Source organism: Nitrobacter sp. NHB1, from assembly GCF_036964665.1.
In the GTDB taxonomy this organism is placed as follows: Bacteria; Pseudomonadota; Alphaproteobacteria; order Rhizobiales; family Xanthobacteraceae; genus Nitrobacter.
Map to the genome: position 1 here is coordinate 1,165,947 of NZ_JBAMDA010000001.1, position 11,434 is coordinate 1,177,380.

Sequence of the window (11,434 nt, forward strand, 5' to 3'; positions counted from 1 at the left end):
TCATTCACCTCGATCCGTTGGATCGGGCGTGGCCGATCCGGCGTTGGGCGCACCATCGCGCCCCAGGCGCTCCACCGCAAACAGTTCGCGGTACCACTGCTTGGTTGGTTTTGCGAAATAACCGCCCCAGCGACCGTTCGGAGGAATATCGTCCTTGACCCCGCTCATCGCAACGATCTGCGCGCCGTCACCGATATGAAGGTGGTTATTGATCCCGACCTTGGCGCCTATCGCCACGTTGTCGCCGATCGTCAGGCTGCCCGCCAGGCCGATTTGGGCCGCCAGCAGGCAGCGCCGGCCGATCCTGACGTTGTGGCCGATCTGGACCTGGTTGTCGATTTTGGTCCCCTCCCCGATAACCGTATCGCGCAGGCTGCCGCGATCGATGGTTGTGCCGGCGCCGATCTCGACATCGTTCTGGATCAGCACGCGCCCGGTCTGCGGAACCTTAACATGGCCTTCGGAGCCGAAGAAAATGAAGCCGTAGCCATCCTGACCAATATGACAGCCGGGATGGATGAGAACATTATTGCCGATAAGAGTGGTCTGGATCGTCGTGCCTGCGCCAACATTGCAGTTCCTGCCGATCCGCACACCGGGGCCGATCACCGCGCCCGAACCGATGACCGAACCGGTTCCGATTTCGACTCCGGGGCCGATCACCGCCAAAGGATCGACGACGACCGAATCTTCAAGATGCGCGGACGGATGAATGACGGCCGAGGGCGCGATTGCCTCGTTGTCGAACCAGGATTGCGGCCGGAGGGTATCGGCATGAAAGTCTCGCGCGATCCTCACGAACGCACCAAACGGCGCCGCCGATCGCAGAACAGCCACGTGGGCCGGTACGCTGGCCTCGAATCGCGGGCTGACGAAACAGGCGCCCGCCTTGGTCGCCGCCAGTTGCGCGGCATACTTCTGGTTGTCGAAAAACGTGAGATGCATCGGCCCGGCCTGGTCGAGCGAAGCGAGGCCGGTAATCCGCTGGTCACCACGGGAGGCGTCGATCAACTGCGCTCCCGTCGATGCGGCGATCTCCGCCAGCGTCAACGACGGCGGCTGCTTAAAGAATGCCGGTTGCGCCATTCCATCCGTCGCGGTGCGCGCCGTGATCACGCTCAGAACGTCGTTCCGCCGCCAAACCTGAACTCCTGCACCCGGTCGTACTTGCCCTTTGTGATCGGCACGGCGTAGTCGAAGCGGAGCGGGCCGAACGGAGACTGCCAGATCAGGCCGACACCGACCGAGGTCCTGACCAGGTTGGTGTCGTCATACTGAAGACCGGCACACGTTCCCGAACTGCTCGACGTACCTTTTATGCAGCCCGGCGCATTGAACTCGCCGGTCAGCGCGTAAGAGGTCGGTCCCTCGTAACCCCAGAGCGAGCCGGCATCCGCATAGACCGCGCCCTTCAACCCGACTTCCTTCGGCAGGAACCAGAACGGCATCTGCAACTCGACCGAAGCGCCCCAGTACTTGGTGCCACCCAAAGCATCCATCGTGCTTAGATAATTGGTATCTCTCGGACCGATGCCATTCGGCGCGAAACCACGCACCAGATTCGGGCCCATCTGGAAATTATCCAGCATACGAATTCCAGGCTGTCCGTCGTCCTTGCCGACGCTATTCAGGATACCGCCTTGCAGATGGATCAGACCGACGATGTCCGAGACCAGCGGCCGATAGTACTTCGCATCGATCGCGGTCTTCAGGTAGCTGACGTCACCACCGACGCCGGCAAAGTCCTGCCTGAAATCGATCAGCAGACCGTCGGTCGGGTTCTTGTTGTTGTCGAGGGTATTGTAGGTCAGCGTGTAGCCGAGCATCGAGGTCAGCGTCTTGCCGCCAGCCAACTCCCGGCGGATCGGAAGCGAAGCTTCACCGTCGGAGTAGCAACCCAATCCGACTCCCGGACCAGCGAATGCGGGCGACGGATTGTAGAGCGGGTTAGGCGTACCATCCGGGTTGAATTGAATATTGTTACAGTTCCGCAGGGCGGTCGGCAGCGTAATTTCCTGCTGGAAGATCGAATAACGCAATTGCAGGGTCAGATCCTCCCGCAGGCCGAAGCCGAGCCGCGGGCTGAATCCGAGCGTCTTCATGTTATAGGAGATGTATTGGTTGGCGAGTTGCTCGCGCTGGTAGAAATCGAGCCCGAGCGCGACACGATAGTCCAGCAGGTAGGGCTCGACAAACGACAGCGAATATCCCCGCGCGTACTGCCCGTACTGAACAGCGGCCTTTGCATACAGACCGCGGCCCAGCAAGTTGCGTTCGGAGACGCTGACTTCCGCGAGTGCGCCCTGGGTCGTCGAATAGCCGCCGGACACCGAGAAGTCGCCGGTCGACTTATCCTCGACGTCGACGTCGAGAATCACGCGATCGCTGGACGATCCCGGCTCGGTCGTGATCTTGACCGTCTTGAAGAAATCGAGGTTCTTCAGGCGGCGCTCGGCACGATCCACCAGCGATCGATTGTAGGCGTCGCCTTCAGAAATATCGAACTCGCGCCGGATCACATAGTCCCGCGTCCGCGTGTTGCCCCTGATGTTGATGCGCTCGATGTAGGTTCTCGGGCCTTCGTCGATCGCAAATACGATCGAGACGGTATGGGCATCGAAGTTGCGGTCACCTCGCGGGCGCACCACGGCGAATGCAAATCCGCGCCGCGACGCTTCGACCTGCATTTCCTCGACCGACTTCTCAAGCGCCTCGGCGTTATAGAGTGCCCCGACGTGGACTTGAGAAAAGCTGCGCAACGAATTTCCGTCGAGCGACGGAACCGTCGATTCGAATGTCACCGATCCGACGCGGTACTGCTGGCCTTCGTCGATCTTGAAGGTCACGAGGAACCCGTGGCGAGCGGGATCGTATTCGGTCAAGGCGGCAACGACCTGAACGTCCGCATAGCCGTGCTTCAGATAATAGCGGCGCAGCAAGTCGCGATCGGCCTCGACGCGGTCGGGATCGTACACGTCCCCGCTACCGAGGAAGCTCAGGATGTTCGACTCATGCGTCTTGATCACGTCCTTCAGACGGTAGGACGAAAAAGCGTGGTTGCCGATGAATTCGACCGATTTGACGCTGGTCTTGCCGCCTTCGTTGATCGAAAAAACGAGATCAACGCGGTTGTTGGGTTGCTCGATGATCTGGGGGGTAACGCGCACATCGTAGCGGCCGGAGTGGCGATAGATTTCAACGATTCGCTGGACGTCGGACTGGACCATCGGCCGGGAGAACGTGCCGCGCGGCTTGGACTGAATTTCCGCCTTCAGTTGCTCGTCCTTGATCTTCTTGTTGCCCTCGAACGCAACCCTGTTGATGACCGGATTTTCCACGACCGAGACCACGAGCCGGCCTCCGACACGGTTGATCCTGACGTCCTGGAACAGACCGGTCCCGATCAGCGCTTTCAACGCGTCGTCGATGCTCGCCTGGTCGAGGCGCCCGTTTGCATCCGGCTTGAAATACGAACGGATCGTCTCCAGCTCGACCCGGCGGTTCCCCTCGACGGAAATCGACGAAAGAGTCTGGGCGGCGGCTGGCGACGACACAAGCGGAACGGTCACGACAGCGGCGACCGGCACGGCAACGGCCATCAGGGCGGCGAGCAGTGTCCCCCTTAACACTCGCATTCCAGCATTCATGCGCAGCGCGCCCTTATCATTCCGATGCCGGCCCATACCCCTACGAACCGGCAGATTCCCATTCGTTGCAACGCTTGTAGCTAATTTTGCCAGAGTGGCAAACGGCCTTTCGCAGTGCAATTCCAATTTAACTCCAAGACGTTGCCCATTAGCCACGCCCGGATCGCGATGATTTTGGATTGAATCGATCCAAAATCATGAACGTGATCGATTCCAGCATTTTAGGGCCGCATGCGGGCGGAAAACCGCTACACACTTTTCCTCATCCCGCCCTAGAGAACGCGCGACTCACGAGCCGGCCAGATGCAGAATATCGTTGTAGGTCGCAAAAACCATCAGCATCAGCACCAGGCCGAGTCCGATTCGGAACCCCATTTCCTGTGCACGCTCGGACATCGGCCGGCCTCGAGCGGCTTCGACCGCATAAAACAAAAGGTGCCCGCCATCCAGCAACGGAACCGGAAACAGGTTCAGCAGCCCGATGGATATGGAAAGAACGGCGGCAAGATGGATTAGCGCGGCGGGGCCGATCGTGGCGACCTGCCCGGATATCTGCGCGATCCGAAGCGGTCCCCCGATCTGGTCGGCGTCCTCGCGCCCGGTGAAAATTCCACCGATATAGGACATCGTGCTGTCGACCACGAACCAGGTTTCCTTGACTCCCAGCCATACCGCCGTCGCCGGATTCACGCGTTCCGTGGTGACATCTCCAGGCGAGGTCGCGCGCGCAATCCCGAGAACGCCGATCCTGTGCTCGTTTCCAAACCTGTCCTTGATGTCCTTGAGCTGCGGTGTTCCCCGCAGATCGATAATCGAATCGCCGCGCTTCACGGCGAATGTCAGCGTCTCGCCGGCGCTGATTCCGACGATACGCTGCATATCTGAAAAGCTGTCGATCCCGCTGCCGTTGATAGCGGTCACGATGTCGCCGGGTTTGAAACCGGCCGCTTCGGCTGCGCTGCCGGCCTGCACCGTATCGACACGGGGGGTCGTGCTGGGCTTGCCGAAAATCGTGAACAGGCCGGCGAAGATGACGATCGCGAGGATAAAGTTGGCAATCGGCCCCGCAGCCACGATCGCGGCACGCGGGAGAACTTTCTTGTGATGAAAGCTGCCGTCTCGCTCCTCCGCCGTCATGGCTGCGAGGGCTGCATTCGACGGCGTACTCGCTTCGGAATCATCGCCAAAAAACTTGACGTATCCACCGAGGGGGATGGCGGAGAGTTTCCAGCGCGTCCCGTGCCTGTCGTTGAAGCCCGCCAATTCTGGTCCAAAGCCGACGGAGAAGGTCAGGATCTTCACGCCCACCCAGCGCCCAACCAGAAAGTGGCCGAGTTCGTGAAAGAAAACGACGATGGTGAGAACAAACAGGAACGGAACGATATAGCCGATCAAACCGTGGCTTAATGTATTGAAACCATGAAGAAAAAACTCGGCCATCCCGTTTCCCTCGTCCAGTGCCGGAGGCCCTGTTTCCGGCCACCCTTTAGGTGGCCTTTGCGGCAATTTGTGGCAATAGCGACGCGGCCATGTTCCGCGCGTTGTGATCAATGGCGATGGCGTCGTCAGCCGACGTCAGCGGCGCGAGATTTCCTGCCCGGACCCAGTCATTCATGGTGGCCTCGACCAGCCGCGCAATGGCGCCGAACCTGATTTTCTCGCCGATGAACGCCGCAACGGCGATCTCGTTTGCGGCATTGTAGACCGTGGTTGCGCCGTTCCCCGTTCTCAGCGCGTCGTAGGCCAGCCGGAGCGCTGGGAACCGCGTGAAATCCGGCGCCTCGAATGTCAACTGTCCGATGGTGGCGAGATCGAGCTTCGCCGCCGGTCCAGCAATGCGCTCGGGCCAGCCGAGGCAATGGGCGATCGGCGTCCGCATATCGGGAGTTCCGAGTTGAGCGACGACGGATCGGTCGGAGAATTCGACCATGCCGTGGACGATCGATTGCGGGTGAACCAGGACGTCGATCTCGTCCGGCGTCAGCGCGAACAGGCAGGCCGCCTCGATGACCTCGAGTCCCTTGTTCATCATCGACGCCGAATCGATGGTGATCTTCCGGCCCATGCTCCAGTTCGGATGCTTTAGCGCCTGCGCCAGGGTCGCCTTCTCGATGTCGGCCGCCGCCCAGGTGCGAAACGGCCCCCCCGATGCGGTAATGATGACGCGCGTGAGTTCATCGCGATTTCCCGAACTCAAGGCTTGAAACAGGGCATTGTGTTCGGAGTCGGCCGGCAGGATGCAGGCCCCCGCCTTCGCGGCGCGCTGCATGAAGAAGTCGCCGGCGCAGACGAGGCACTCCTTGTTCGCAAGCGCAATCGTTGTCCCGCGATCCACGGCCGCAAGCGCGGGCTTCAGTCCGGCCGCGCCGCTCACCGCCGCCATCAACCAGTCGGCCGGACGCGAAGCAGCCTCGATGATCGCGCTTTCGCCGACGCCACACTCGATACCGCTGCCGGCGAGCGCATCCTTCAACTCGCCAAAGCGCGTGGAATCGGCGACCGCCACGAACCGCGCGTCGAATTCCCGCGCCAGTTTGACAAGAGCCTCGACATTGGAATTCGCGGTCAGCGCTTCGACACGGTAGCGGCCGGGCGCGCCGCGCAACAAATCCATCGTGCTGTCGCCGATCGATCCGGTCGCTCCCAGAACCGTCACGGTCCTGACGCCAGCCTGAACCGGCTTGTCGTTTTTCAGCGGAACAGCACTCATACATCACCAAACCATAAGGGCATGACCGATGCCATCCGCATCGCCACGCAAAAATCCGAAAAGCGCGGCGAGAACAATCGCCGCAACAAAGCCGTCGAGGCGGTCGAGCAACCCGCCGTGTCCCGGAATGATCTGACTGGAGTCCTTGACCCCGAAACGCCTCTTGACCGCCGACTCAAATAGATCGCCCGATTGCGACACGATTGACAGAATCGCCCCAAGCAGAAGCAAGGGCGCTATTCCTCCAAAACCGAAGGCGGAAAATCCGGCGGCGACAACTAGGCTCGCGACGAGGCCGCCCACCGCACCCGCCCATGTCTTCTTCGGACTAACGCGAGGCCACAATTTGGGTCCACCGATTCCGCGGCCGGCGAAATAACCTCCGATATCGGTCACCCAAACCACCAGCAGCACCAACATCAACGCGATGAATCCGTAGTCGCCGTCGATGCGCAGTTGCGCCGAGGCGAATTCCGCCGCCGCCGCATAACAAAATCCGGCCACCGACCAAAGGCGCAGCCGTTGCGACACCGCAGCAACCGCCGCAGCGCCGATAACAAGAATAATCAGCGAATATCCGCTGTGTCCCAACCCCAGACACAGGCCCGATACGACGAGAGCCGTGATCCCGGCGGCAGCCGTCCGCGTTTCCTGCGCGGTGCCGACGATCATGAGCCATTCGACGTAAAGGCCGACGGCCGCGAGCGTCACAAGTCCGATCCACAGCGGTCCGCCGGTCCATGCGACGGCAATCGCAGCCGGCGCGAGAACCAGTGCTGCGATGATACGCGCCCGGAGATTTCGCGATTCCCCTCCGGAAACTGGCGCTACCTGATCCTGGTTCATATCCATCACGATGCGGTTTTCGCAGCCAAGCCACCGAAGCGACGCTCGCGTCTGGCATATTCGGCAATCGCGCCTTCCAGCGCTGCCTTGTCGAAATCCGGCCAATGCATCGGAACAAAAACGAATTCGCTGTAGGCCGCCTGCCACATCAGGAAATTCGACAGACGCTGTTCGCCGCTGGTGCGGATGATCAGGTCGGGATCAGGAATATCGGGCGCATCGAGATACTGACCGAGCGCGTCCGCATCGATCGTCGCCGGATCGCGCTTGCCGTCCGCGACCTCCTGCGCCAGTTGCTGCGCGGCGTTGGCAATTTCCTGCCGTGAGCCATAGTTGAAGGCCACGACCAGCGTGAGGCGAGTGTTGTCTCTGGTGAGTTCTTCCGCCTCGCCGAGAAGCGCGCAAATGTCCGGCTCCAGCCCCGCGCGCTCACCGATAACGCGCACGCGAACACCGTCACGATGCAGCGAGGCCAGATCATTGCGGACAAACCGGCGTAGCAAGCCGAAAAGATCGCCAATTTCGGTGGCGGGCCGCGACCAGTTTTCCGAGCTGAAGGAAAAGATCGTCAGGTACTGAATGCCGAGTTCATGCGCCGCCCGCACAACGCGCCGCAGCGCCTCGACACCGCGACGATGACCTTCGGCGCGCGGCAAACCGCGCGACGCCGCCCAGCGCCCATTTCCGTCCATGATGATGGCGACATGCAGCGGCGCATCGGTGTGATCCGATCCATTGGTTGCGGGCGCGACGGCATTCGACATGAGGTCAGTCCAGTCCCGCTAAACGGTGAGGATTTCCTTTTCCTTGCCCGCCAGCAATTGATCGATTTCGGAGATCATAGCATCGGTCGCTTTCTGAACGTCATTGTCCAAACGCTTCTGATCGTCCTCCGACATCTCGTGATTCTTCTCGAGCTTCTTGATCGTATCCAGGCCGTCGCGCCGCACGTGACGAACCGCCACTTTCGCCGCCTCGGCATACTTGTGCGCGACCTTGACCAGTTCCTTGCGACGCTCTTCGTTCAGTTCGGGGATGCGAAGACGCAGCACCTGTCCTTCGGTCGCGGGGCTCAATCCCAGATTGGAATCGACGATCGCCTTTTCCACCGCCTTCACCATCGACTTGTCCCAGACCTGCACCGACAGCAGGCGCGGCTCCGGAACACTGATCGTCGCAACCTGATTCAAGGGCATGTGGCTGCCATAGGCCTCGACCTGCACCGGTTCGAGCATCGATGCCGCCGCCCGCCCGGTCCGCAAACCGCCCAACTCGTGCTTGAGGGATTGAATTGCCCCCTGCATCCGGCGTTTCAACTCGTTGATATCGAAATTACCCGCCGTCATACCGCTCTCCATCCCGGACACGTCTTCGACCTCCGACCGCACCCGGCCCGACGCCATGAATCAACTGGCGACGACCGTTCCCCGACCGGTGCCTTGCAAAATTGCACCGATCGAACCCGGTTCGGCGATCGAGAACACAATGATAGGCAGCGACGTCTCGCGGGCAAGCGCGAAAGCAGTCGCATCCATCACCTTATAGCCGCCTTCGAGCGCCTGCGAGTGGCTTAACCGCTCGAACCGTTTCGCTGACGGGTCTTTCTTCGGGTCCGAACTGTAAACACCATCCACGTTCGTCGCCTTGAGCACGGCTTGCGCGCCGATTTCTGCGGCACGAAGCACCGCCGTGGTGTCGGTCGTGAAATAAGGATTGCCGGTCCCGCCGGCGAGCAGAACAATACGCCCCTCCGAGAGGTATTTGTGCGCCGCATTGCGGGTGAAAAGCTCGCAGACTTCGGGCATCACGAACGCAGACAGGGCGCGGGCCGACTGCCCGCGGCGTTCGAGGGCGGCCTCGAGCGCAAGGCAGTTCATCACGGTCGCAAGCATTCCCATGGTATCGCCGGTCGGGCGCGAGACGCCGCGAGATGACACTTCGACGCCCCGGAATATGTTTCCACCACCGACCACAACCGCGATTTCCGTTCCCAACTCGCGTGCAGAGGTCAGATCGCCGGCGATACGATCGACGGTCGGCTGGTCGATCCCGAAGGGCTGCGAACCCGCCAGATATTCCCCGGACAATTTAATGACAACACGACGATAGGCCGGCTCATCCATGATGCGTTAGCTCCGCCGTGAGTCTTGTCTCCGCCCCATTCAGGTCTGGCGTTACCCCTGCCCGGCGGCCGCGGCAACCTCGGCCGCAAAATCGGATTCGGCCTTCTCGATGCCCTCGCCGAGTGCATAGCGCACAAAGCCTGTGAGCTTCACGGGCGCGCCGACCTTGCCCTCAGCGTCCTTGAGCGCCTGGCCGACGCTTTTCTTGTCGTCGAAGATGAACGGTTGTTCCAGCAAGGTCTGTTCCTTGAAGAAGGTTTTCAGGCCGGACTCGGTGATCTTCTCGATCATCGCTTCGGGCTTGCCCTGCTGCCGGAACTTGTCGGCGAGGATGTCCTTCTCGCGCTTGACGACGGCAGGATCGACCCCCGAAGGATCGATGGCCAACGGGTTCGAGGACGCGACATGCATCGCGATCTGACGGCCAAGCGCAGCGAGTTCGTCGGAGTTCCCCGCTGACTCGAGCGCGACGATCACACCCATTTTTCCGGCGCCATCGATGACGGCATTGTGGACATAGCTCGCGACAAGCCCCTTGCTGACCTCGAGCAACGCGGCGCGACGCAGCGTCATGTTCTCGCCGATGGTGGCGATCGCATCCGAGATGGCCGTCTCCACGGTCGCGCTGCCAACCTTGGCGGCCTTGATCGCCTCGACATCGGCGCCGACGCTGAGGGCGACTTGCGCCACCATCTTGACCAGCCCCTGGAACTGCTCGTTGCGCGCGACGAAGTCGGTTTCCGAATTGACTTCGACGACGACGCCCTTGTTGCCGCTGGTGACGGCGCCGATCAGGCCCTCGGCCGCAACGCGTCCGGCCTTTTTGGCGGCTTTCGACAGTCCCTTCTTGCGCAGCCAGTCGATCGCAGCCTGCATATCACCGTTGTTCTCGGCCAGCGCCTGCTTGCAATCCATCATGCCGACGCCGGTGGTTTCGCGCAGTTCCTTGACCATGGCTGCGGTGATTGTTGCCATTGCTGTATGTCCTTTGCCTGTCAGGAGACTGCGGTGCAGCTCACCGGCCACCGCCCCACCTCTACTCAGGAAACAAGTCAGAAGATCCGGTGTGAAAGCGGGCGGCCGCGAAACCGCCGGCCCGTCACGTTATTCGGCCTCGGCGGTCAGCGCCTTGGCCTGGGCGACCCAGCCGTCAGCACGGCCCGGAAGTCCAACCTCTTCACCGATCTTGTGAGCGGTCTCGTGGTCGAACTCGGCGAGCTGCCAGTAGTGGAAGATGCCGAGGTCGTTGAACTTCTTCTCGATCTCACCGGAGACGCCCGTGAGCTTCTTGAGATCGTCGGCGACGCCGCGCGGACCGGCGAGACCCTGGAAGCCGGCAGGCTGCGCGGCAGCCGGAAGTTCTTCGCGCGCCGGCTGAACCGAAGCGCCGATGTCAATGCCGGAATCACCCTGGGCTCGCGAAATGCCGTCGATCGCCGCACGCGCAATCAGGTCGCAATACAGGCTGATGGCGCGGCCGGCGTCGTCATTGCCCGGAACCAGATAGGTGATGCCCTTGGGATCGCAGTTGGTGTCGACGATCGCCGCGACCGGGATGTTCAGCCGCTGGGCCTCCTGGATCGCGATGTCTTCCTTGTTGGTGTCGATCACGAAGATCAGGTCCGGCAGGCCGCCCATGTCCTTGATGCCGCCCAGCGAGCGATCAAGCTTGTCGCGCTCGCGCTGCAGCGTCAGCCGCTCCTTCTTCGTGTAGGCGTTAGCATCGCCGGAATTGAGCACCTCATCGAGATGGCGCAGCCGCTTGATCGAACCGGAAATCGTCTTCCAGTTGGTCAGCGTGCCGCCGAGCCAGCGCGAGTTGACAAAGTACTGCGCCGACCGCTTCGCAGCCTCGGCGACGCCGTCCTGCGCCTGCCGCTTGGTGCCGACGAACAGTATGCGGCCACCCTTGGCGACGGTATCGCTGACGGCCTGCAGCGCGCGATGCAGCAGCGGCACGGTCTGCGCCAGATCGATGATATGGATGTTGTTGCGCGCACCGAAAATGTAATCCGCCATTTTCGGATTCCAGCGGTGCGATTGGTGGCCGAAATGAACGCCAGCTTCAAGCAGCTGACGCATGGAAAATTCAGGAAGCGCCATAGTTC

10 protein-coding genes are annotated in these 11,434 nt (G+C 61.3%); all 10 read right to left on the reverse strand.

Annotation, left to right across the window (positions count from 1 at the left end):
• The 10 genes from lpxD to V4R08_RS05510 all read right to left on the reverse strand — a co-directional run bounded on the left by lpxD (position 1) and on the right by V4R08_RS05510 (position 11,429).
• Positions 1-1,086 (reverse strand): UDP-3-O-(3-hydroxymyristoyl)glucosamine N-acyltransferase, encoded by a 1,086-nt coding sequence (gene lpxD, locus V4R08_RS05465; RefSeq protein WP_335578416.1) that lies wholly within the window; start codon positions 1,084-1,086, stop codon positions 1-3.
• Between the two features lie 32 nt (positions 1,087-1,118).
• Positions 1,119-3,647, reverse strand: a complete 2,529-nt coding sequence (gene bamA / locus V4R08_RS05470; protein WP_335578417.1) for an outer membrane protein assembly factor BamA — start codon at positions 3,645-3,647, stop codon at positions 1,119-1,121.
• A gap of 288 nt (positions 3,648-3,935) precedes the next feature.
• On the reverse strand, positions 3,936-5,087 hold the full coding sequence (locus V4R08_RS05475) for a M50 family metallopeptidase (RefSeq protein ID WP_335578418.1): 1,152 nt from the start codon (positions 5,085-5,087) through the stop codon (positions 3,936-3,938).
• Positions 5,088-5,133: 46 nt separating this feature from the next.
• The gene (gene dxr, locus V4R08_RS05480; RefSeq protein WP_335578419.1) at positions 5,134-6,357 is read right to left on the reverse strand and encodes a 1-deoxy-D-xylulose-5-phosphate reductoisomerase; all 1,224 of its coding nucleotides are present in this window, start codon (positions 6,355-6,357) and stop codon (positions 5,134-5,136) included.
• A gap of 3 nt (positions 6,358-6,360) precedes the next feature.
• Complete coding sequence (locus V4R08_RS05485) at positions 6,361-7,203, reverse strand: phosphatidate cytidylyltransferase (protein WP_335578420.1); 843 nt, start codon at positions 7,201-7,203, stop codon at positions 6,361-6,363.
• Between the two features lie 5 nt (positions 7,204-7,208).
• On the reverse strand, positions 7,209-7,967 hold the full coding sequence (locus V4R08_RS05490) for an isoprenyl transferase (RefSeq protein WP_335578421.1): 759 nt from the start codon (positions 7,965-7,967) through the stop codon (positions 7,209-7,211).
• 18 nt (positions 7,968-7,985) lie between these two features.
• Complete coding sequence (frr, locus tag V4R08_RS05495; protein WP_335578422.1) at positions 7,986-8,549, reverse strand: ribosome recycling factor; 564 nt, start codon at positions 8,547-8,549, stop codon at positions 7,986-7,988.
• A gap of 60 nt (positions 8,550-8,609) precedes the next feature.
• A complete protein-coding gene (gene pyrH / locus V4R08_RS05500; protein WP_335578423.1) occupies positions 8,610-9,326 on the reverse strand; it encodes a UMP kinase in 717 nt (238 codons plus the stop codon).
• 51 nt (positions 9,327-9,377) lie between these two features.
• Entirely contained in the window at positions 9,378-10,301 is a 924-nt protein-coding gene (gene tsf / locus V4R08_RS05505; protein WP_335578424.1) for a translation elongation factor Ts, read from the reverse strand.
• 129 nt (positions 10,302-10,430) lie between these two features.
• Positions 10,431-11,429 (reverse strand): 30S ribosomal protein S2, encoded by a 999-nt coding sequence (locus V4R08_RS05510; RefSeq protein WP_335578425.1) that lies wholly within the window; start codon positions 11,427-11,429, stop codon positions 10,431-10,433.
• Positions 11,430-11,434: the final 5 nt, after the last annotated feature.

Excerpts from the sequence above, each read along its gene's own strand:
- lpxD (WP_335578416.1), bottom strand. The coding sequence starts at position 1,086 with ATGGCGCAACCGGCATTCTTTAAGCAGCCGCCGTCGTTGACGCTGGCG.
- bamA (WP_335578417.1), bottom strand. The coding sequence starts at position 3,647 with ATGAATGCTGGAATGCGAGTGTTAAGGGGGACACTGCTCGCCGCCCTG.
- V4R08_RS05475 (WP_335578418.1), bottom strand. The coding sequence starts at position 5,087 with ATGGCCGAGTTTTTTCTTCATGGTTTCAATACATTAAGCCACGGTTTG.
- dxr (WP_335578419.1), bottom strand. The coding sequence starts at position 6,357 with ATGAGTGCTGTTCCGCTGAAAAACGACAAGCCGGTTCAGGCTGGCGTC.
- V4R08_RS05485 (WP_335578420.1), bottom strand. The coding sequence starts at position 7,203 with ATGAACCAGGATCAGGTAGCGCCAGTTTCCGGAGGGGAATCGCGAAAT.
- V4R08_RS05490 (WP_335578421.1), bottom strand. The coding sequence starts at position 7,967 with ATGTCGAATGCCGTCGCGCCCGCAACCAATGGATCGGATCACACCGAT.
- frr (WP_335578422.1), bottom strand. The coding sequence starts at position 8,549 with ATGACGGCGGGTAATTTCGATATCAACGAGTTGAAACGCCGGATGCAG.
- pyrH (WP_335578423.1), bottom strand. The coding sequence starts at position 9,326 with ATGGATGAGCCGGCCTATCGTCGTGTTGTCATTAAATTGTCCGGGGAA.
- tsf (WP_335578424.1), bottom strand. The coding sequence starts at position 10,301 with ATGGCAACAATCACCGCAGCCATGGTCAAGGAACTGCGCGAAACCACC.
- V4R08_RS05510 (WP_335578425.1), bottom strand. The coding sequence starts at position 11,429 with ATGGCGCTTCCTGAATTTTCCATGCGTCAGCTGCTTGAAGCTGGCGTT.